A 22403-nucleotide genomic window follows, 5' to 3' on the forward strand; every position below is an offset into this window, starting at 1 on the left:
CATGTTACCAGAATCTATTATCGCCGGCTCCGGCCGCGGGTTATTTTTCGCCGAAATGCTGATCCGCGACCTGAAAATGCCGGTCGTCGCCATGGTTGAAACCAATACCGAAATCCATCCGCAAGTCCGGCAACGGCTGGCCGAATACGGCAGCCCGGATACGGTGTTGTGCCGAACGCTGGCGGAAGCGCACGAGCGCTTCCCGCGCGCAGACCGGGTCTTTATCGCCACGCCGAATACCACGCACGCCGACCTGTTCGAAGAGGCGTTGCAGGCCAATTTCCACGTTATGCTGGAAAAGCCGGTGGCGGCCCATCCCGCCGATGTCGACCGGCTTGAGCGGCTTGGACAGGCGACCGACCGGGTAATTCAACTGGGATTCGTATTGCGCTATTCGAACTTTTACCGCCGCATCGCCGCGGCGGTGAAAGCCGGGCAGCTCGGACAAATCCTGATGATTCAGATGAACGAACGGCTGGGCGCGCTGCATGGCACCTGTTACCGGCGCGGCTGGCGGCGGCTGATCGCCAACACCGGCGGTTTTCTCAATGAAAAATGTTCGCACGACCTCGATTTGATGTGCTGGTTCAAATCCGGCCAGGCCCGGCCGGTCAGCGTCTATTCGGTCGGCGGCCGCCAGCTTTTCGAACGCGACAATACGCCGGAATCCTGCCCGGTGTGTGCCGACCGCGATTGCCCCTTCCGGGCGATCGACCGCAAAATCCACGGTCAGCAATACCAGCAATATGTCGATGAAGCGGCCGAACAGCGCTGCGTCTACCGGACCGACGCCGACGTCCTGAACCACCAGCACGTCACCGTTAATTTTTCCGACGGCACCCACGGCCATCTGGGATTGATCGCCGAAAGCGGGGCGGAAGGCCGCGACATCATGATTCACGGCACTCGCGGCTTCCTGGCCGGCGACCTCGGCAAAGGGCAGTTGACGCTGGTTGAATACGGCGCGCCGGACCGCACCGTCGATCTGTCGATGGAGGCGAACAACATGCACGGCGGCGGCGACCTGGCCATCCTGCAGGAGTTCTTCGACTGCATCGCCGACGGCACCCATCCGGCCGCCACGCTGGCGGACGGCATTCTGGCCACCCGGATTGCTTTCGCCGCCGACCGCAGCGTCGCAACCGGACTGCCGGTAGCTCTGTAAGTGTTCTGTTTTTTTCTCAAAAGAAATTGAAAAGTTCCCAACCGGAAATTATCTTGTGGGAACTTTTCGCTTTTTCAGCCTCGCCAGGCGAGTCAATCGATCAAAACAGGGAAAGGCGCTCTGAAAAAAATGCGAAGACAGCGATCTCATTTCATGCTTCGCCGTTTGTTGTTCGGCAATCTATTATGGATCAGTACGATGTTACACGGAATCGACGATCTGCCGCCGGCAGAATTGAATCTGCACCTGGCCGCGCCGGTGAGCGCCTGGGATGAAGCCCTGCCGCTCGGCAACGGCACATTGGGCGGCCTCTGGTGGGGAGAAGGCCTGTCGTTGCGCCTGTCGCTCGACCGCGGCGACCTGTGGGATGAACGCCGGCCGCGCGGTTTCGAGGCGGCAAACTTCAATGCCGCGACGTTGCGCCGCTGGGTTGAAGCCGGCGATCATGAAAGCGTCACCCGCTGTTTCGACGCCATTTACGGTTCGCCCTGGCCGACCAAACTGCCGGCCGGCCGGCTGGAATTCAGCCTGCCGGCCGCGGCGCTCAGTGAGTTGGAACTGAATCTGGCCACGGCAAGCGCCCGCTTGAAACTGGACGACGGCGGAACGGTCGACAGTTTCTTTGCCGCCACCGCGCCGGTCGCCCTGCTCCGGTTTCCGGCCGGAGTGACGCCGCAAATTCACTGGCGGCCGCCGGCCGCCGTCGCACAACTGGAATATCCGCCGGCGGTTGAATTCCGAGAAAATTCCGCCTGTTATCTGATACAGGAGACCGCTGACAAAAACTTTTACTGCTGCTATCTCGCCGGCCGCAGCACGCCGGATGGCGAACTTTACGCCGTCACCGTCACCGCACTTCATGATTCGGCCGATGCCGCGGTGGCCGAAGCCCGGATGCAAACCGACCGCGCCCTGAAGGAAGGCTACCCGGCACTGTATGCCGCCCATTGCGACTGGTGGCAGACCTTCTGGCGGCGTTCCGCCGTCGAAATTCCGGACCGCGCCTTGCTGCGTCACTATTACCTGGTCCGTTATTTCTACGGCGCCGCCTCCCGGCGGGGAGCGCCGCCGATGCCGCTGCAGGGCGTCTGGACCGCCGACGCCGGCGGACTGCCGCCGTGGAAGGGCGATTACCACAATGACCTGAACACGCAGATGACTTATATGGCCTATCAGGCGGCCGGCCATTTCGACGAGGGGCTCGCTTATTTGGATTTTCTTTGGAAGGAGCGGGAAACATTTCAACGCTTCGCCCGCGAATTCTACGGCGTCGAAGGCCTGCTGGCGCCGGGAGTGATGTCGCTGGCCGGCCAGGCGCTCGGCGGCTGGCCGCAATATTCGCTGTCGCCGACCAATTCGGCCTGGAGCGCTCATCTGTTTTATCTGCACTGGCGCTATACGCAGGACGAGGAATTTCTGCAGTCGCGCGCCTATCCGTGGTGCGCAGCAGTCGGCCGGGCGCTGGAAGAATTGCTGAAGCCGGATGAAAACGGCAGGCTGGTGCTGCCGCTCTCCACCTCGCCGGAGTTCGACGGCGCCGCACCCTCCTCCTGGCTGACGCCGAACAGCAACTACGATTTGATGTGCCTGAAAATGCTCTATCTGGCCTTGGCCGAAATGGCCGAAGCCCGGCAATCCGAAGCCGAGGCAACCCACTGGCGCCATCTGGCCGAAGCACTGGGTCCTTATCATGTCGATGCCGACGGCGCGTTGCTGATCGCCGCGGACTTGCCGTTGCCGTATTCCCATCGCCATCTCTCCAACCTGATCGGTCTCTACCCGTTCAATCTGCTGCAGCGCGGCAATCCGGAACAACGGCAAACCATCGACGTTTCGCTCGAACGCTGGCAGCAACTGGGAACCTCCGGCTGGGTCGGCTACAGTTTCGGCTGGGCGGCCGCCTTGCTGGCGCGCCAGGGTGATGCCGAAGGCGCTCTGAAAAATCTGGGCATCTTCATCAAAGCATTCATTTCACGCAACGGTTTTCATCTGAACGGCGACCAGACCCGGAGCGGTTTCAGCGGCTTCACCTATCGGCCGTTCACGCTGGAAGGCAATTTTCTGGCGATGGCGGCATTGCAGGAAATGCTGCTGCAGAGCTGGAGCCCGACGCCGGGAAAATGGAATTCGGAGATCATCCGGATCTTCCCGGCAATTCCGGCCGCCTGGCAGGAGGCCGAATTCAAAAACCTGCATGCCGAAGGCGGCTGGCTGATTTCGGCGCAGCGGCGCAACGGTGCAACGACGGCCTTCCGGATTACCGCCACCAGCGACGGAATCCTGCGGCTCGCCGACAATTTCGCGGGCGAAGTTCGCTGGAACCGCACCGGCGTCGCACAAACGGACGGTTGTTTCGTCGTCCGGCTGGCGGCCGGCGAAACGCTGGAGGGAGAAATTCTCCCGGCGGCCGTTTCCGCTGAAACGGTCCGCTGAACAAGCCGGCATTCCGATCTTCGCCGATACCTGCGCCGCCTCCGGCGCCCATATGGGAGAAGGATTTTACGGCTTCTATCCGTATGCCACGGCGGAAAATTCAGCCGCCAGCACCAACCACGGCAGCACCGGCAATGTCGCTTTCGGCGACGGCCACGCGGCGGCGCTGACGATTGGACAATTCCGCGACCTCGACTTCACGACGCTGGTCGTTGACGGTGTCGTCAAGACATACACCAATTAATTGACCGGCGGAACTCCGAGGCAGGTTTTCCGAACTTAAAAAAACACTGCTCCGGGTTGCCGGAGCGAAATGAAATCCGCCGGCGTCCTTCCGTCGCGACGCCGGCGGCAGCACCGCCGATCGGCGACGGCCGGAGCGGCGGGCGGCTTGCCGGAAAAGCGGCGATGGGCAGGAGGAGGAGGGGGTGCTGATAAATTGCTGATAAATTAAAAAAAATTGAATTATTGTTGTCGAAGGGGTTGACTTTGGGATTTAAATTTGCTATAATACTCTTATCGGAAATCAATTTTTAGATTACACATAAAGCAAAGTACTATCATGATCTTCGGCAACAACCTCGGCAAGCGGACCGAAACCGCCAAACAGGCGCTGCTGGCCTATATCTGGGACCAGCGGCTGGAGGTCGGCGACCGGCTTCCCACCCAGGTGGAATTGTGCCGTCGCTTCAATGTCGGCAGCGCCACCGTCGACCGGGCGGTACGGGCGCTGGTCAAGGAGCAGGTGCTCGAGTCGCGGCGCGGCATCGGCGTGTTCGTCAAAACCTCGCGGCCGACCGGTTATCCGGGGCGGGCAGTCGGCCTGGTCGGCCTGATCGACGATCGGCTGCACATGTTCAACTGGACGCTGGCTTACTCCGTCCAGAATTGGCTGCAGCAGGAAGGCTGCCAATGTTTTTCCTTCCCCTACAACACCCAGGCCTACGAAGGACCGGGCGTTTCGCAATTTCCCGGGCTGGAATCCAACGTCCGGCGCGGCGTGCTGCAGGGCATCATCACGCTCTCTTCGCTGCAGCCGGCAGACTGGACCGACCTGGCCGAAGCCGGCGTCCCCACCTGTTATGTCGGACCGCCGATCGCGGTGCCGCGCGGGGTCATCATCGATACGCCGGAATTTATCCGGCTGGCTCTGAAAGAATTGCGGGAGCAGGGTTCGTGCCGGCCGGCGATGCTGATCGGCCCGACGCCGGAATCACTGCACCGTGACATTCAAATTGTTCTGACCGAAACGCTGGCGCAGCTCGGCATTCAGTCGGCGGCGGCGGACATCTGGTTCGAAGGTTACGGCATCCCCTGCGGCCGCGAAAGCGCCCGGCGCTGCCTGGCCAAACCGGCGGCGGAACGGCCGGACGGCATCGTTTTCTGCGATGACCTGATCGCCCAGGGCTTTTTCGCCGAACTGGTCAGGCTGCAGAAACCCCACCTGAAATACCTGCCGCCGGCAGTCTGCATGCGGAACAAGCAATGCGATTTCGACTTTGCCACCGATACGATGGTCGAGTATCTGGTCGACATCGATCGTTTGAGCAGCCTGGCCGTCCACATGCTGCTCGATCTCCTGAAAGGCAACACGCCCGAAAATCAGTTGATCCGCTATGTACCCGAACGCGTCAATAGTCCGACCAATTTTTCCGGAAAAAATTTGACCTCTTAATAAAGAAAGGATGATCGAAAATGAAAAAGCACTTCTCCAATTTCACACTGATTGAACTGCTCGTCGTGATCGCTATCATTGCGATTCTTGCCAGCATGTTGCTGCCGGCTCTGGGCAAAGCCAAGCAGAAGGCCGTCGGCATCACCTGCGTCAGCAATTTGAAGCAGAACCTGCTCGGCGCCCAGCTTTATGCCAACGACAACAAAGACCTGATGATGGCCTATTACTACGACGGCAAGATCGAGCTGACCTGGAGCAAGGCCCTGGATGAAAACAAGTATGTCGACCGGGCGGTGTTCTTCTGCCCGTCGGTCAAGCAGCTCGACTACAACAACGGCAACATCGACTGGACGTTTCGAACTTACGGCGTCATCAATTTGAAGGACGATTTGACCTTTTATAACGATCACAAGGAAGAGTGGGGCGATTTCGCCACCTTCGGCAACCCGAGCTGGTATTACGGCTTCTACACCTTCTCGCGGATGAAGCAGCCGACCAACATTCCGATTCTCGCCGATACCTGCGCCGCCTCCGGCGCCCATATGGGAGAAGGATTTTACGGCTTTTATCCGTATGCCACGGCGGAAAATTCGGCCGCCAGCACCAACCACGGCAGCACCGGCAATGTCGCTTTCGGCGACGGCCACGCGGCGGCGCTGACGATCGGACAATTCCGCGACCTTGACTTCACGACGCTGGTCGTCGACGGTGTCGTCAAGACATACACCAATTGAGCAAGGCGATGAAGATGAAACTTGCCGGTACCCTTTTGACCGCCATTTTGGCCACTGCCGCGGCGCTGGCGGCCGCGCCGCTGGTCGACAACGGCCGGAGCGACTACCGGATCGTCGTTCCGGCGGATGCGATTCCGGCGGAACGGACCGCTGCCGAGGAACTGCAAACCTTTCTGGCCGAAATCGGCGGTGTCGAACTGCCGATCGTCGCCGAAACCGACGGGCCGGCCATCCACGTCGGCCAATCGCCGGACGCCGCCCGGGCGCTCGGCATTGCCGACTGGCAGGAGTTGAAGCCGGACGAAATTTGCCTCAAGACGGTCGGCCTCGACCTCTATCTGGCCGGCGACCGGCCGCGCGGCTCGCTTTATGCAGTCTATGAATTTCTGGAACAAAATCTCGGGGTCCGTTTCTGGACCGCCGAAGTGACCGAGGTTCCCAAGCAATCGACCATCGAACTGCCGCTGCTCGATTACCGCTACGCGCCGCCGTTCGAAGTTCGGGCGGCCGGTTACGATCTGGCCCGTTCCGATCCGAAATTCGCCGCCCGGCTCCGCAACAACGGCCACGGCGTCGCCAATCCGCCGGAATGGGGCGGCGACGTGCAGTTGCTCGGCGGCGTTCATACGTTCAGCGACAATTCGCCGCTGATTTCGGTCCAGGAGTATTATGACGCGCACCCGGAATGGTTTTCGGAGCGCAACGGCAAGCGGTTGAACCGGCACGTCCAGCTCTGCCTGAGCAACCCGGAACTGCGCCGGGAATTGACCCGCAAAGTACTGGCCTGGATCCGGTCCAACCCGAACTGCCAATACGTCTCCGTCTCTCAGAACGACAACCAGAATTACTGCCAGTGCGCAACCTGCACCGCTTTCGTCGAGGAGCACGGCAACCAGGCCGATCTGCTGATCGACGCGGTCAACGAGGTGGCGGCGGAAGTCGCTCCGGAATTTCCGCACGTTCTCATTGAAACGCTCGGTTACAATTATACCCGCACTCCGCCGGTAACCGTCCGGCCGCTGGACAACGTCATCGTCCGCTACTGCACCATCGAAGCGCAGAGCTTCCACTGCCTGACCGACCCGGCAAACCGGCAACTGGAAGAGGATCTGACCGGCTGGCGGCAGGTCGCCAGGCAATTGATGATCTGGAATTACGTGACCGATTTTCACAAATATTACCAGCCGCACCCCAACTGGCTGACGGTGGCGCCGGATCTGCAGTTGTTCCGCGACTGCGGCGCCATCAACGTCTACGAACAGGGTTCCTGGAATGGCGGCGGCGCCGCCGCCGACCTCGGCGACCTGCGCGCCTGGCAGATCAGCAAACTGCTGTGGAATCCCGACCTCGACCCGGAGGCGCTGGTCGAAGAGTTCGTCGCCGGTTATTACGGTCCGGCGGCAGGGTACGTCCATGTTTACCTCGACTCGATGATCGAATCGGTCAACCGCCATCCGGAAAATATTGAAGGCTGTTACGCCCGCTCAACCAGCAGTTGGCTCGACGCGGATCTGCTGCTGCAAGCCTACTTCGCCATGGACGAAGCGCAACGGAAATTCCGGGACGATCCGGTTTACGGTCCACGGGTGGCCACCGCCGCCATCCCGGTCAATTGCACGTTGCTGGAACGGCCGGAACTGTTCGACAATGCCGCGCTGCGCGGCGTCGATTACCAGCAATTGCTGCAAACTACCGTGGCGGCCGTCAAGGCGGCCGGCGTCGACCGGTTGACCGAAGGCGGCCTCAGCCCGGAAGAGTGGCAAAAGAAGCTGGAGTGGCAGCACAAGCTGCGGACCGGCAACCTGGAAAATGATGGCAGCGCGCCGGCGGTGGCGGCCGGAAAAGCGTGCCATGCCTGGAGCGTCGAACGGGTCGCCGAACTGCATTCGCTGGGCAATGAGCTGTTCTGGGAAACCGATCCGGCCGCCAGCGTCGGGCGGGCGGTCCGGATGCCGAACACCCACAATGAATGGCATCTTCAGAGTTTCGACTTCCCGCACGGCACCTTCGACCTCTACATGGAAGTGCGCTGCGACAGCGCCAAACCGTCCGGCAACGCGATCCGGATCGGCACTTACGACTGGAACAGCCGGATCGAAGTGCCGAAGGATTTCCCGGCCGGAGACATCGCCGGCAAGGAGTACCGGACCGTCAAAGTCGGCCGGGTCGATTTGAAGGACAACATGTGTATTTTCATCGCGCCGATCATCAATCCGGCCGTTGAAAATATCTGGATCGACCGGCTCATCCTGGTGCCGGTCCAGCCCTAGAACCGCATTTTCGCGTCACCGGAAAGACGGGCAATAATCAACCCTCGAATTACCCGTCTTTCCGGTCTTTGCTGTATCGCTCTGGCGGCGATTTGATTTCCCGTCAACCCATTCGGCGGACTTCCATGCGTTTTATCGCTTTTTATCGCAAGCGGACCGGAAAAGTAGTTGTTTTTCGTACCATTTTTCACTATATTTATCTTCAAACCGATTTCAAAACCGGAAAGGAAAGAAGATGATCGAACTAGTGATGCTGCTCTATTGTTTCTCCTCCGTTCTGCCGCCGACCGCAAGCCTGACAAGCGACCGGCCGCAAGCCTGCCTCGCCGCCGCGCCGACCGAAGCGGGGTTCTCCATCCAGTTGACCGCCGCCCTCTCCGACGCGCCCGCTTCGGCAGTGCTGCTGGAAATTCCGGACGCCGTCGTCCTGCGGCTGCGGCAGGCCGGCACCGATCCGGCCGAGAATGCCGAAGACCGGCGGCAGAATTACGTCAACTATCAACTGCCGGACGGCAGTTGTCCGGTACTGGAAGCCGTCCTGACGCTTCACTCCGAGGCGCATCCGGATTGGCGCGAAATGCGCATCGGTTTTCCGCTGGCCCGGCTGGAACGGCTGGACGGCGTACGCCAAATTACGCTGCAATTCACCGGCGCGCGCTGGCAGATATTTGCCGACGGCAAATTGATGGACGAAGATTTTCCGGTCGGCTTCCCACGGTGGCAGCAGTCCGCCGAATGGCGCATCGATCCGGCGCTGGTCTCCGGCGCCGAACTCCGGCAGCCGTCCGTCCGGGCCGAATCGCGGCCGGCGGCGGGCGCCCCGCGAAAAGGCATTCAGTATTTCACGCCGGAGGGCCACAACACCTGGGTCGGCGATGTCGTCACCTTTTTCCATGCCGGCCGTTATCACATCTTCTACCTGCTCGACCGGCGGCATCACTCCAGCAAATTCGGCCAGGGCGGCCACTATTTCGCCCACCTGTCCAGCACCGACTTGCGCCACTGGACCGAACACGAACCGGCCATCGACCTGACCGAACAGTGGGAAACCTGCGGCACCGGCACCGTATTTTTTCACCACAATCAGTATTACTTTTCCTACGGGCTGCACACCACCAGGATGGTTCCCTATGAAAAAACCGCCCTGCCGGCACAGTGGGATTATCTGGAAAAGCACGGCGAAACCGGCATTTTCCATCCCGGCGAATACGACGGATACCCGGCCGGCTCCACCTATGCGGTCAGCGACGACGGCATCCACTTCGAAAAGACCGGCATCCTGATGCATCCATGTGAAAATCCAAGCATCTATACGCTGCCGGACGATTCACTGCTGCTGTTCGCCGGTTACGGCGCCAGCGGCTCCTGGCGGGCCGCCCGGCAGCCTGGTCACTGGGTTTGTGAAAATCCGGATTTTCCTCCGTACGGCAAACAATCCGTCATGCGCAACTCGACCGAATGCCAATGCTATTTCCAGTGGAACCAATACCATTACCTGCTCGGCGGCTTCAGCGGTTTCTGGATCAGTCCGACCGGCGAAGCGGGCAGTTACATCGATTCGGCGGCGGCCGGGTCCGATCCTTACGACGGGCTGGGCGTTCCAATGGTCGCGGAATTCACCGGCAACCGGCGGATCATGGCCGGCTGGCTCGGCGGACTCGGCTGGGGCGGTTATCTGGTGCTGCGGGAACTGGTTCAATACCCGGATGGCCGGCTCGGCCTCAAATGGCCGCCGGAGGTGGTGCCGCCGACCGCCGAACCGATGTCGCTGGCCACCCGTCTCTCCCCGGCCGAATTACACGGCGACGGCCGGGCTTTCGGTGAACTTCCGGCCCAATCCTTCCGGCTGGACCTGGACATCGACCCCGGCAAAACCGCCGCCGGCCGGTTCGCCATCCGGCTGACCGGCGCGGCAGGCCAGCCGGGTTGTGAATTGCAACTGCGCCTCGGGGAACGCTACGCCCAGTACGGCAGCGCCGACGGCAACCGGTTCGCCGCGGCGATTCCGAGCGCCCGGGAACTGATCGCGGCGGAGTGTCCGGAACTCGAAGCCGCCACCCATTTGAAAAATCCCAATCTGCACCAGCGCGGCGGCAATTTCGCCATCGAACAAGTCGACGGCATGGACCGGCCGTTCCATTTGAGCCTGCTGGTCTATCATGATCCCAAAATGAACGGTTCGATCGTCGACGCGGAAATCGCCGGTCAAAGAACGCTGATCAGTTGCCGGCCCGGCCTGACGGTTTCGCAACTCGTCCTGGCAGCCGACGCGCCGGACCTGGAGGTCCGCAATCTGCAACTGGCGCCGCTGCAGCCGGACTCCGACTCGATAAGCACGGCCGGGCGGAGGTAGATCGGTTGATCGCCGGCGTCAACCGCGTCCGGCTCTGCGACGCCGGCCCGGCTGCGCCACTCCGTCATTTTCCCGGTCAGTGCGCCAACAGGCGCAGAATCGCACTTTTCCACTCGGTAAACGGCGGATAACGCAACGGCCAGTCGAACCAGGCCCCTTTGACCATCACCGACTTGATATGGCTGAAGGTATCGAAGCTCGCCTTGCCGTGATAGGCGCCCATGCCGCTGTCGCCGACGCCGCCGAACGGCAACTTCGGATTGACCAGCTGCATGACCGTATCGTTGACCACCAGCGATCCGGACGAGGTCGCCGATGCGACAAACCGGCGGGTGGCGCGGCGGCGCGAAAACAAGTACAGCGTCAACGGCTTCGGACGGGCATTGATCGACGCCACGGCCTCTTTCAATGATTCGTAACTCAACACCGGCAGGATCGGGCCGAAAATCTCCTGGGCCATCAGCGGATTGTCCCAGTCGATATCGTCGATAATCGTCGGCGCGATGTACAAGCTGTCCGGCTCTTTTTCGCCGCCGCAGATCAACCGTCCTTCGCCGAGCAGCCGGCACAGCCGGTCATAATGGCTGTTATTGACGATCCGGCTGAAATCCGGACTGTCCTGCGGATTGTCGCCGAAAAATTCCCGGACATACCGCCGCAGCAACCGGGTGAGCTCGTCCTTGACCGAACTGTGAACCAGCAGGTAATCCGGCGCAACGCAAGTCTGCCCGGCGTTGAGGAACTTGCCCCAGACGATGCGCCGGGCCGCCAATTTCAAGTCGGCATCCGGTTCGACCAGGCACGGGCTTTTGCCGCCCAGCTCCAGGGTGACCGGGGTCAAATTGCGCGACGCCTTTTCCAGCACCAGGCGGCCGGCCGTCATGCCGCCGGTAAAGAAAATATAATCGTAGTTTTCGGCCAGCACCTCGTCCCACGGCGCCACCGTCACCGTCACATGGCCGGGCTCGAAACACTCGCCGAGCAGCCGTTCCAGTTCATGCGCAGTCACCGGCGCCTGATCGGACAATTTGACGATCGCCGTATTGCCGGCGGCCAGCGCGCCGATCAGCGGCTCCAGCGCCAGCAGAAACGGATAATTCCAGGTCGCGCCGATCAGGACCGTGCCGTAAGGCTCCGGCAGCAGGCGCCCTTTGCCCGGCCAGTTGAACGACGAAAGTCCGACCCGCTTCGGACGGGCCCAACGCGTCAAATGCCGCAACGTATATTTCAGGCAGTTCAGAATCGGCAGGTATTCCGACAGCGTCGCTTCGAAATCATTTTTGTGCAGATCGGAAGCCAACGCATGCAGAATCCGTGCCCGGTTCTGCCGGATCGTCTGCTGCAGCGCCTTCAGCGTCCGGCGCCGATAGACGAGGTCGCGGCTGCGGCCGGAAGCAAAAAATTCCCGCTGGGCGGCAACAATTGTACTGATTTTTTCCATCTATTTTTCCACATAAATTCTGGCGCAGCGCGTTCCGAACGAACACAACAAATCGTAGACATGCGTTCCCTTGAGCCGCGCCCACTCTTCCAACGTAATCTGCCGGTCGCCGTCCCGGCCGATGCAAGTAACTTCATCCCCCCACTCCGCTTCCGGCACCGCACTCAAATCCACCGTCGTATAATCCATCGACAACCGGCCGAGAATCGGGCAGAGCCTGCCGCGCACCAGCACGGCGCCGGTATTCGACAGCGCCAGCGGCAGCCCGTCGGCATACCCGGCAGCGATGGTTCCGACCCGGGTTTCCCGCGGCAAAACGCAAGTCCGGCCGTAACCGACCGAATATCCTTCCGGCAGCACCCGGACCGCCGCCAGCCGGGTCTTCAGGGCGACCACCGGCTGCAGGCGCATCGACCGCCGGACATCGTTGTCATAATATCCGTACAGATTGAAACCGGCCCGGACGCAGTTGAACGGCGGCTGCCGGGTTTCCGCGAAATTGTTCAAGGCATCGCTGGCCGCCATATGGATCTCCTCGAAACCGATGCCATCCAGCGCCAACTCTTCCAGCAGCCGTTTCATCTTCTCCACCTGGCCGACCGTAAACGGGTCCTGCCCGTCGAACGCCGATGAACAATGCGAATAGATTCCGGTCAACTGCAGATTGGGCAACCGGCTGATCGCGACAATTTCCCGGCGCGCCCGCCCGGCCAGCATTCCCAGCCGGCCCATGCCGCTGTCGATCGTCAACTGGCCGTAGACGACCCGGCGCTGCCGGACCGCCTCGGCGCTCAACAGCTCGGCCATCGCCAGATCGTTGACCGGACAGATCAAGCCGGCGTTCACCGCCGGCATCACTTCCGCCGGCAGCAGGTTGCCGAGAATCCGGATCGGCAGTCCCAGTCCGACCAGTTGCAGCGCCTCATTTAGCTCCGCCACTCCGAACCCGTCGGCGCCGGCCTGTTTCAGCGCCCGGGCGATCGGCAGCACGCCAAGCCCATAGGCGTTGGCCTTCAGAATCGCGATGACCTTGCACGGCGCCACGTATTGTTTGACGGTGCGGAAATTCTCCCGCAACGCCTTCATATCGATCTCCAGCCGCACCCGGCTCTCATGATCCACGTCGAAAAACATCTCCGCCTCCGGCGGTCCGCTTCGCCAAACCGGACCGCTTTTTGTATTTTCTTTTCCTTATAAATTACAATCTCCGGCCGATAAATGCAAGTCCCGCCCCGCAGGCCGCCGCTATAGATTTGTCAATCCGCCCCGCGCAGATCCCCGCTTTCCGGCCGGCGGCTGGCCGCCATCCATTCCCATCGGTAATTTTCCTCAATGCCAATATCATACCCTGTCTGCACCTCCCGGCGGGCGTCCGGGGGCATCCAATGTTAAAAATATCCGTTTTTATGATACTTTTATCCATTGTTTATTTCGCTTTTTTCCACTATAATATTATTATGGTAAACATCGGAATGAACGAAACACAACCCATCCAGGAAGGAAGGATCGAAATGAAAAAATTCACGCTCATCGAATTGCTCGTTGTCATCGCCATCATCGCCATTCTGGCCAGCATGCTGCTGCCGGCGCTTTCCAAAGCCAAAGCGGCGGCCCAGAACATCACCTGCGTCAACCACCTCAAGCAGCTCGGCCTGGCCTGCATCATGTATGCCAACGACAACAACGATTACCTGCCGGACAACGGCCAGGACAGTTCCGGCAACTGGTGTTCCTATGATTTCAGGCAACCCAATGCCACGGCATCGCTGCGCGATTACATCGGCCGGCAAAAGCTGGATACCGACGGCCAGGTCGGCAACAATCCGGCCATCTTCTATTGTCCGGTGATGCTGGGCAACACCTGGAACACCGGCATCGACAGCACCGACGACAATGTGTTCGGTTATTACTACTTCGGCTGGAAAGAAAATTATCCGCCTTACAGTCAGAGCTCGGTCCGGACGACGGAAACCGAAACCTTCTGGTACAAATCCAACTGGTTTGCCAGCGAAGGCCCGCGCGATGTCATTTTCATCGACCTGTTTTTCGTCCAGGGGGATGTCCATGCCGAAGTTCAGCAGGTTCACCAGCCGGGCCGCAACGGCACCACCGTCGCCGGCTCGAACATCCTGCGCCTCGACGGTTCGGTCCACAAGCAGGCGCCGTACGAAGGGAAATAAAGAACGCGACTCAATTCCTTATCAACGGAGCAAAATATCTTGAAAAATAATTTACTCTGCCTTCTGCTGATCATGGTGACAATCACTCCATTGCGGGCGAAAACTACCACCCCCATCGTCCTCGCCAACCGGGATCTGCAACTGACCTTTGCCGATGCTTCGAAAGGCTTCGGCTGCCTGGAATTGCGCAATTGCCGCGATGGTGCGGTCTTCGGGCCCGGCGACGACGCCGATGCCCCGTTGCTCTGGCAAATCAAACTCTCTTCCGGCGGACGGCTCGAAGGGCAGACGGTTTCCCGTTATACCGAAGGCGGCATTCTGGTCTCCGAAACGCTCAATTCCGACCAGGGGCTTCTGACGGTGTCCAATCTCGACGACTGCCGGCGCAGTTGCACCCGGCAGACGATCGACGGCATCCGGCAATTGACTTTCCACTGGAACGACATCGCCCTCCCCGGCGGCGCCGGCACGCTGCAGGTCAGTTGCACATTTCGCCTGCCGGCGGAGCACGGCATGGCGACCGGCACGCTGACCGCGGAACTGCAGTCGGATACCTACGCCTTTGAAAGCTCGGTTTTTCCGATTTTATCCGGTCTGGCCGCGCCCGGCGATTACGATCTGCTGGCGCCCCGGCTGACCTTCGGCGCCCAGTTGTTCCGGGCCAACCGGCAGGCCTTTTCGCTCACCTATCCATCGATTATGGCCCAGGTCGAATATCTCGCCTTGTTCCGGCCGGAACAAGGTGGCTTGTATTTCGGTCTCCATGATCCGGCCGGTTCCACCAAGACCATCTCGGTCGGCAGCGATGCCGGCATCGCCGTCGAAGCGATGGCATCCGACGCCGGACGGCCCGGCCATTCCAGGCTGATCGACTACCAATTCGCCGTCGCGCCGGCCGACGACGCCTGGGAAGCCGGCCGCCGTTACCGGCAGTGGGCCGTCACCCAACCGATGCTCTCCAAAGGCAAACTGAACCAGCGAACCGATCTGCCGGCCAATTACCGGGACATCGACCTGTGGCTGAACGTCTCCGGCTCCCCGGCGGAGCTGAAAGCCATTTACGACCGCGCCAAAACGGAGGTCGACGGCATTCTGGCGATCCACTGGTACAATTGGAACGAACACAAATTCGACACCAATTATCCGTTCTTCCTGCCGGCCCAACCGGGATTCGAAGCGGTAACGCGGGAAATTACCGCCAACGGCGATTTCGTCGTCCCCTATCTCAACGGCCACCTCTGGGACAGCACACTGCCGAGCTATGCCACCGACGGCACCGCCGCCGCGGTCAAGAACCGTTCCGGTCAAATTCATCTGGAGGACTACCACTCCGGCGTAGCGCTGGCGCCGATGTGCCCGGCTTCCGCCATTTACCAGCGGGCGTTGCAGCAGCAGTGCCGCCAGTTGATTGCGATGGGCGTCAACGGCATTTATCTCGACCAGATCGGCCAGTTGATGCCCGGCCAATGTTTCGATGCCACCCACGGCCATCCGCTCGGCGGAGGCAATTTCTGGGTGGAAGGTTATCGCGAATTGCTGACGCCGCTGCTGGAAGAGGCGCCGGGCAGCATATTTTTCGCCACCGAAAATGCGGCGGAACCTTACGGCGATGTCATCACCAGTTGCCTGGTCTGGACCGAAATCACCGGCGAAGATTTCCCGGCGCTGTCCCAGGCGTATTCGGGTTATATCAATTATTTCGGCGCCCTCTCCTTCGCCGATGACGATCTGCCCAGCTTCGCGGCCGCCCAGAAACGCGGCGTGCTGTGGGGACTGGTCCCCGGCTGGCTCAGTTGGCTGCACGGCCGGAAACCGGAGGACCGAACGCCGGAATCGGCGGCGATGCTGGCTTACCTCAACCGGGTAATCGCCTGGCGTCGGACGCTGGCCGATCACGTCAAATACGGTCAATTGCTCGACGGCGTCCACTTCAGCGACCCGGTGCCGGAAATCGTCGTCAAATGGAACCGCATGGGCGGCGAAACCCATTCCGAAGCGTTGTTGTCCGGGACCGTATGGCTCGCCGACGACGGCAGCCTGGCGGTGCCGCTGGCCAACATCGGCGCCGAAGCGCGCGTGGCGAAATTCCGCTTCCGGCCGGAACGTTACGGCTTGACCGCCGGTCCATACCGGCTTTACAGCGTCGCGCCGGACGGGCGGCGCACCCTGCTGACGTCCGACGCCTCAACTCCGCTGGAAGCCGCATTGCCGGTGCCGGCCTACGACTTCGCGGCAGTCATCGCCGAACCGGTTGAAGCGCGGTAGCCCGGCTCCGCCCGATGGCCCGGCTGGTTTCAGCCGGGCTGTTTTTTTGTCGTGACGATTTTCCGCGCCGCAGAATTGCAAAAACGCCGGGCCGCATTATGGTATGGCAAGACAAACAACGATTGCGAGGAGCCGGCTGGTCATGAAATTGAAAATCACTTCGAATATCTGCAAACTGATGGACATCGGCAACCGGGGCTGCCTGTTCGGCGGACGGATGCTCTGCTGGCTGGACGAGGCCGCCGCCATCTACGCGATGGAGATCACCCAGTGCCGGGACCTGGTCACCTACCGGCTGGCCGAAACGGTGTTCAAACACCCGGTCCAGCACAATGACGTGCTGGAATTTTTCGGCGACAATCCGCGGCCGGGCCGCTGCAGTTTGACTTTCGACCTTTACGTCATGGTCAACGAACGCGAATGTCTGCGTACCGAGTGCACGTTCGTCGCAGTCGACGAAAGCGGCCGTAAAAAAACGATCGACTGGCGGAAATCGCGCCTGTCGCAGTGACCGCTCTCCCGTTGCCGGAGCAAAAAAAAGACCGGATGTAAAAAACATCCGGCTTTTTGCAGCGGCAACCGACTCAGGCTTTGGAATAATTTCCGTTGCGGATACAGGCGGTACACATTTTGACCGTCTTCACCGTGCCGTTGTCGTTGATCCGAACATTCTGGATATTCGGTTCGAAAGTACGCTTGCCGTTTTTGACGACGTGCAAACCGATACCGCCGGCCTTTTTGGCCAAACCTTTGTGGATAATGCGGCCGCCTTCGGCTTTGCCTTTTCCACACATCTGACAAACATTGCTCATTTCAGTCCCTCACAATCCGGACGGCTTATCACATGAGTTGTTTCACGCCGGTCCCAACTATTTATTTGACTTGTTCTTTCAAAAAAAATGGTGGGTTGACGGGGACTCGAACCCCGGACCACCGCCTTAAAAGGGCGATGCTCTACCGACTGAGCTATCAACCCACCAGAATCAACTGATGATTTCTTAAAATACTCTGTACGTGAAATTTTTCAAGTTTGCCACTTCAAAAATTCCGCATTTTTTCACTGCGCCGGATAACCGTTTTCTCCGGCCGAACCGGAAAACAATGGCGCTTACTATAGCAGGCCTTCCCGGCTTCGCCAGCCGGCAACCACTTTTTTTCGGAAAAAAACTTGCATTCCGGCCAAACGGTTCTATGTTCTCCGCAACAGCCAATTCCAAATGCGGTTCAGGACTATGTCAACGCCATTCCCAGCCGGCCCGCCGGTTCATATCGTCGAAAATCACCATGAGGTCCTGCCATTCTGGTCAGCGCTCCGCCGCCGGCTGGGCCTTGCGCCGGTTGTCCTGACGCTCGACTTCCACACCGATACGCTGCCGGCTTTTGATCACTGCCGGCAACACGGCCGTCCCCATCCGCCGGTCGGCGCCGCGCTGACCGAGGTGTTGCCGCTGTTGCGCCATGACGAACACCTCGATTACGCGCTGCAGGCCGGTTTCATCCGGCAGGCGTTCGTCTGCTCTCACGTCAACTTCTCGCGGGATGTCAATCCGGCCATCCAGATCCTTCACGACCCGGCGACGCCGTCCTATCCGCAATCCGCCGACGCCGACGCCGGCTACCGCCGTTACGCCGACCGGGTGCTGGAAACGGATTACCTGTCCCGGCGGCTGCGCCGGGCGGAAGCATTCCAATTCCGGCCCGGCGCGACGCCGTTTATCCTGGACATCGACCTGGACTATTTCCAGACCGCCGCCGGCATGAAGCCGCAGACGCCGCAACTGTTTCACCATTTGATCCGCCAGGCCGCCGCCGTCACCATCTCCCGGGAAACGATCTGGGTGGAACTGCTGCGGCTCGCCGGCGAAACCATCGACGCCGACAACTTGCTGGCGCAACTGCGGCAGCACATCGACCAAGCCGGTTCCGGCGAGGCCTGAAAGCCGGCCGGTCCCATGATCCATCCCTTTCTCCGATGCACTTGGACCGGCCTGTTTCCAGACGGTCAAAATTCCCGCGGCGGCAAACCGCGAAAGATGCGCCGCGGCCGGCCGCGTTCCAACCGCAGATGTTCCCGGCGCAATGCCGACTTCCCGGCGGCCTCCTCCACTGCTTCCAGCGCCTGCAGCCGTTCCGCCAGGCGGGCGAGCGCCAGCTGCCGGTTGCGCAGTTGCGAGCGCTCTTCCCTGGCGACGGCGACGATTCCGGTCGGCAAATGGGTTACCCGCACGGCGGAATCGGTCCGGTTGACATGCTGTCCGCCCGGCCCGGAAGCCCGGAACGTATCAATCTTCACCGCCGCAAGATCGAATTCGACGGCGGAATCGCCCTCACGGCAGGAAACTTTGACAAACCAGTTTTTGCGGGAATGTTCCGGCCGGAGCGTGCTTTTCCAGATCCACTGGACGGTTCCTTCCCAGGCGCGCCGAAACGCATCGAGGTTGGCGCCTTCCAATTGAAAAGCCACCGACGGCAACGCCGCCGCCGATCCGAATTCTTCGGTCAAACTCAGGCAGGTCAATCCGCAACGCAACGCATCCCGGCCAATCAATTCCGCCAGCAGAACGACAAATTTCCGACATTCCGCCGGCCCCTGACCGGCACTGATCTGCAAAATCATCCGTTTCATCCTCCATCTCCTCACGGTTTGCAATTCAGCACCGGACGCAGGGCGGCGACAACGTCGATCAGGCCGAATGCCGTCAAATCTTCGATCACCCGGTCGATGTTCTTATACGCTTCCGGCGCCTCTTCGTAAAGCAGCTCCCGGTCCGGACAGACCACCCGGGAACCGATTCCGGTCTTCAGCAGCGCCTGGTGTTCATATCTGGCCTTGAGCCGGGCCCGGGCGTGCTGGCGCGTCCATTTGCGGCCGGCGCCGTGCGCCAGTGAAAACAGATGGGTCTCCGGCGCCGCCTTCGGCATGACCAGGAAGCTGTGCGCGCCCCGCGAACCGGCAATCAGGACCGGTTCTCCGGGACGCACTTCGGCCGCGCCCTTGCGGTGAAGCCACCGGTCCGGCCCGCATTCGGTGATGCTGTTGTGCGTATTGTCCAGAATCTCGCGCCCTCCGCAGCCCAGCAAAGCCAGAAAGACAGCCGCCAGCAACCGCCGGTTGAACGAGGCCCACAGCCGCAGCCGGTCATGTGCTTCGAGATAAGCCCGGCCGGCCGGCGAAGCGGCTTCCACGCCGCCGTCGCCATGGACGGCGGCAAATTCCGTCCATAACGTCTCACCGTAACCGCGCGACCCGGCGTGAACCAGCAGCAGCAAGCCGTTGTCCGGCAGATTCAGTGCTTTCCATCGTACGGCATCGCGGATGTCGTCGACAGCCAACAATTCCACAAAATGGTTGCCATGGCCGATCGTCCCCAGCAGATGGCGCGGGTCGGGAACGGAAGACTCCCGGTTTCGCAACAATTCGCCGGCAGTCTGGCGCAATTTCGCCTCCGGCTCGTCGGTCAACGAGCGGATCAGGCGGTCGATCTTCAGCTTACGCGGTGGTAAATCCAGCGCCCAAAGGGTCATGCCGCAACCGATGTCGCCGCCGATCAGTGCCGGCACAATCCGTTTCTCGAACAGAAAGGCGGCGCCGACCGGCACGCCGCGTCCGGGATGAAGATCGGGAAACGCCGCGCCGGCAAGAAGGTTCGGGAAACGCATGATTCGCCTGAACTGTTCCACGGCATCGCCTTCGAGCCAGATTTTGTCGGAACAGAACAGACGGAAAGGTTCGGAAATATCCAAAATAACTCTCTCCTGAAAGAAGGTTCAAATACCACGATCCGTCCGAAGAGAATAAGAAGCAATGCGGCATCACTGCCGTCTGGAAGGCCGCTTATTTCTTCAGCGGATAAAAGTGAAAACCCGGTTGGATTGAAGAACAGACATCGCACACCTCCCGTATTGATATTGCAGACTGAGTTTCAATTCTCTTTTATACTATTGACCCGCAAATATTTTTTGCAATCCTCGTGTTTTATAAAATCGCCAAAATTTCCGCCGCGCGGCCGCAGCTCACCGGTGACAGGAAGTTGCCATCATCAGCATCGCGCCGGACGCATCGCTGCCGGCCACCAGTTTCCGGACCGACCGCAAACAGCTTGTTGAAGACTGTGTTTCCACCCGGCCGTTTGAAGAGGGAACCGAATTGCAGGAGTTCCGCTGCCGCGCAAGCGGTAATAACCGCCGTCCGGGAACAGGATGACGCGATCAGTGCGCTAACCTGAATGTTGCATGAAACTTTCGAATCGTCGAGAAATGTTCAGAAGATTCGGAAGTTTTTATTTTCAGAGTCGGATATTGTCGTTTTTTTGCAAATTGAGCATATTCCCCCTTTCCCCCGTTGTTGTTCGGCGAGCCGGGGACAGCTCTCCAAGGTTTTATTCCCAAGCGATGATTTTCGCAGCGATCAAGCGGAGGAGTTCCTGATTTGGACAAGCACTTGAAAGAGCAACATAAATTTTTCTGGTATTCCGCCGAATAATGGCACCGATTTTCACCAGGTATAAGCGAATGCTGCCGCAGGTAGCCTCGGCAAATTGAGTTCCTGTCAACAACAATGCCCGAAACCGTTCCATGAGAATATAAGCCAAACTTGAAAGCAGAAGCCGGAATTGATTTGCCGCAAAGTCATGGCAGCTCGTCCGATCAGCGAAAAGATCCAGCTGCTGTTCCTTGATCCTGTTTTCCATCTCACCTCGGGCGCAATAGACTTTTTCATAAAGATATTGTCCATCATCATCAAGATTGGTGACGATAAAACGATTATTCGGTCCGGGGGAGTTGAATTCCGCTTTGGCAATCACCCGGCGCGGGTATTTCCAAGTTCCTGCCGCATATTCGAACTGAGTAAACAGTTTTGCTTTTTCATGTGTTTCGTTGTAAAGTGCTTCCGCTTTCACTTGAAGATCTTTTGATAATTCCAGCAAACGTGGATTTTTCGCCAATCCGACAATATATTTGACCTCATTCTTATCACACCAGTTCAGCATTTTCTGCCGGCAAAAGCCACTGTCTCCCCGGAAAATAATCTTAACCTTCGGCCATTTCTGCCGAAAGCGCTTTACCAGTAGCGAGAGAATCGCCCAAGCATGCTTGGCCGCATCAATTTTTGATGGACGCAAATAAGCCACAAGCAATTGATCCCCGCAGAAAACATACAACGGCAAAAAGCAATAGTGGTCATAATAGCCATGAAAAAAGCGATTTTCCTGCATCCCGTAAGTGAGGTCATCGGTAGCATCGAAATCAAGAATCAATTCTCGAGGCGGCGTGGAGAAACTTTCGATAAAGAATTCGACAAACAATCGGCTCAAATCTACGCAAGCACGACGATCGATTCCATTTTCGAATCGACATAAAGTGCTTGGAGTGGCGAGTTGACGATCACGACCGGCAACAGTTTGAATCAGCGGATCAGTTCGCAATTCATGATGGTCATTGAGATCTTCATGGCCGGCAACCAAACCAAAAACTCGTTGACGAAGCATGCTCAGATAGGAATGTTCAACTTTTCCGGGCTGTCGAATATCAAAAGAATCCAGCAGTTTACCGGCGCGCCGGGTCAAACCGAGTTTGCGGTCGAATTCTTTCACGAAAAGCAACCCGCCGTCACTGCTGATATCTCCACCGGCGAAATTGAATTCAATTTTTCTGCTTTTCGGACCTTGAAAGACCGGAATCGAAACATTACATTTTGTCATTGGCAGACCTCGGCGTTATATTGTGATGTAAGATATTACAATATAATACGTTAGTCGAGAATCTGCCTCTTTGTTTTTGAAAATTTACGCAATATTCAGGCTAACCGGCTCGCGCCAAAGTCCGCGCCTGAAAATCGAACGGATAGTTCAGCAGCCGAATGTTTCCGGGCATATTTCCGAATCCC

At 59.3% G+C, this 22403-nt stretch carries 17 protein-coding genes and 1 tRNA gene; 11 read left to right on the top strand and 7 right to left on the bottom strand.

The window, feature by feature from the left end; all coding sequences use genetic code 11:
- Position 1: 1 nt before the first annotated feature.
- The 7 genes from HWX74_RS04220 to HWX74_RS04250 all read left to right on the top strand — a co-directional run bounded on the left by HWX74_RS04220 (position 2) and on the right by HWX74_RS04250 (position 10630).
- Positions 2 to 1165, top strand: a complete 1164-nt coding sequence (locus tag HWX74_RS04220) for a Gfo/Idh/MocA family protein (RefSeq protein WP_176012357.1) — start codon at positions 2 to 4, stop codon at positions 1163 to 1165.
- Between the two features lie 198 nt (positions 1166 to 1363).
- The gene (locus HWX74_RS04225) at positions 1364 to 3598 is read left to right on the top strand and encodes a glycoside hydrolase N-terminal domain-containing protein (RefSeq protein ID WP_176012358.1); all 2235 of its coding nucleotides are present in this window, start codon (positions 1364 to 1366) and stop codon (positions 3596 to 3598) included.
- Between the two features lie 52 nt (positions 3599 to 3650).
- Positions 3651 to 3842 (top strand): hypothetical protein, encoded by a 192-nt coding sequence (locus tag HWX74_RS04230; protein ID WP_176012359.1) that lies wholly within the window; start codon positions 3651 to 3653, stop codon positions 3840 to 3842.
- A gap of 318 nt (positions 3843 to 4160) precedes the next feature.
- A complete protein-coding gene (locus tag HWX74_RS04235; protein WP_176012360.1) occupies positions 4161 to 5273 on the top strand; it encodes a GntR family transcriptional regulator in 1113 nt (370 codons plus the stop codon).
- Positions 5274 to 5293: 20 nt separating this feature from the next.
- Positions 5294 to 6007 (top strand): type II secretion system protein, encoded by a 714-nt coding sequence (locus tag HWX74_RS20430; protein WP_176012361.1) that lies wholly within the window; start codon positions 5294 to 5296, stop codon positions 6005 to 6007.
- A gap of 14 nt (positions 6008 to 6021) precedes the next feature.
- A complete protein-coding gene (locus HWX74_RS04245; RefSeq protein ID WP_176012362.1) occupies positions 6022 to 8277 on the top strand; it encodes a DUF4838 domain-containing protein in 2256 nt (751 codons plus the stop codon).
- Between the two features lie 235 nt (positions 8278 to 8512).
- Entirely contained in the window at positions 8513 to 10630 is a 2118-nt protein-coding gene (locus tag HWX74_RS04250; RefSeq protein WP_176012363.1) for a hypothetical protein, read from the top strand.
- Between the two features lie 76 nt (positions 10631 to 10706).
- Here HWX74_RS04250 and HWX74_RS04255 read toward each other — a convergent pair whose 3' ends face one another.
- Positions 10707 to 12071 carry an aldehyde dehydrogenase gene (locus tag HWX74_RS04255; RefSeq protein WP_176012364.1) on the bottom strand — a complete coding sequence of 455 codons (1365 nt, stop codon included), beginning with the start codon at positions 12069 to 12071 and terminating at the stop codon, positions 10707 to 10709.
- Positions 12072 to 13205, bottom strand: a complete 1134-nt coding sequence (gene alr, locus HWX74_RS04260; protein WP_176012365.1) for an alanine racemase — start codon at positions 13203 to 13205, stop codon at positions 12072 to 12074.
- A gap of 377 nt (positions 13206 to 13582) precedes the next feature.
- Here alr and HWX74_RS04265 point away from each other — a divergent pair, with 377 nt between their 5' ends.
- The 3 genes from HWX74_RS04265 to HWX74_RS04275 all read left to right on the top strand — a co-directional run bounded on the left by HWX74_RS04265 (position 13583) and on the right by HWX74_RS04275 (position 17027).
- A complete protein-coding gene (locus HWX74_RS04265; protein ID WP_176012366.1) occupies positions 13583 to 14251 on the top strand; it encodes a DUF1559 domain-containing protein in 669 nt (222 codons plus the stop codon).
- 39 nt (positions 14252 to 14290) lie between these two features.
- Positions 14291 to 16516 (top strand): DUF6259 domain-containing protein, encoded by a 2226-nt coding sequence (locus HWX74_RS04270; protein WP_176012367.1) that lies wholly within the window; start codon positions 14291 to 14293, stop codon positions 16514 to 16516.
- Between the two features lie 142 nt (positions 16517 to 16658).
- Positions 16659 to 17027 carry a hypothetical protein gene (locus HWX74_RS04275; RefSeq protein WP_176012368.1) on the top strand — a complete coding sequence of 123 codons (369 nt, stop codon included), beginning with the start codon at positions 16659 to 16661 and terminating at the stop codon, positions 17025 to 17027.
- A gap of 73 nt (positions 17028 to 17100) precedes the next feature.
- Here HWX74_RS04275 and rpmB read toward each other — a convergent pair whose 3' ends face one another.
- Together rpmB and HWX74_RS04285 are read right to left on the bottom strand one after the other, a co-directional pair.
- Complete coding sequence (rpmB, locus tag HWX74_RS04280; RefSeq protein WP_176012369.1) at positions 17101 to 17328, bottom strand: 50S ribosomal protein L28; 228 nt, start codon at positions 17326 to 17328, stop codon at positions 17101 to 17103.
- 88 nt (positions 17329 to 17416) lie between these two features.
- Positions 17417 to 17492 (bottom strand) — tRNA-Lys (locus tag HWX74_RS04285).
- Positions 17493 to 17748: 256 nt separating this feature from the next.
- Between HWX74_RS04285 and HWX74_RS04290 the strand changes: the two genes are divergently transcribed.
- Positions 17749 to 18453 (top strand): UPF0489 family protein, encoded by a 705-nt coding sequence (locus HWX74_RS04290; protein ID WP_176012370.1) that lies wholly within the window; start codon positions 17749 to 17751, stop codon positions 18451 to 18453.
- 65 nt (positions 18454 to 18518) lie between these two features.
- Here HWX74_RS04290 and prfH read toward each other — a convergent pair whose 3' ends face one another.
- The 3 genes from prfH to HWX74_RS04305 all read right to left on the bottom strand — a co-directional run bounded on the left by prfH (position 18519) and on the right by HWX74_RS04305 (position 22218).
- The gene (prfH, locus tag HWX74_RS04295; RefSeq protein ID WP_176012371.1) at positions 18519 to 19142 is read right to left on the bottom strand and encodes a peptide chain release factor H; all 624 of its coding nucleotides are present in this window, start codon (positions 19140 to 19142) and stop codon (positions 18519 to 18521) included.
- 11 nt (positions 19143 to 19153) lie between these two features.
- Positions 19154 to 20260: an RNA ligase RtcB family protein gene (locus tag HWX74_RS04300; protein WP_176012372.1), complete on the bottom strand. Its 1107-nt coding sequence runs from the start codon at positions 20258 to 20260 to the stop codon at positions 19154 to 19156.
- A gap of 635 nt (positions 20261 to 20895) precedes the next feature.
- Complete coding sequence (locus tag HWX74_RS04305) at positions 20896 to 22218, bottom strand: IS1380 family transposase (RefSeq protein ID WP_176012373.1); 1323 nt, start codon at positions 22216 to 22218, stop codon at positions 20896 to 20898.
- Positions 22219 to 22403 lie beyond the last annotated feature (185 nt).

It is taken from the genome of Victivallis sp. Marseille-Q1083 (genome assembly GCF_903645315.1).
Lineage (GTDB): Bacteria > Verrucomicrobiota > Lentisphaeria > Victivallales > Victivallaceae > UMGS1518.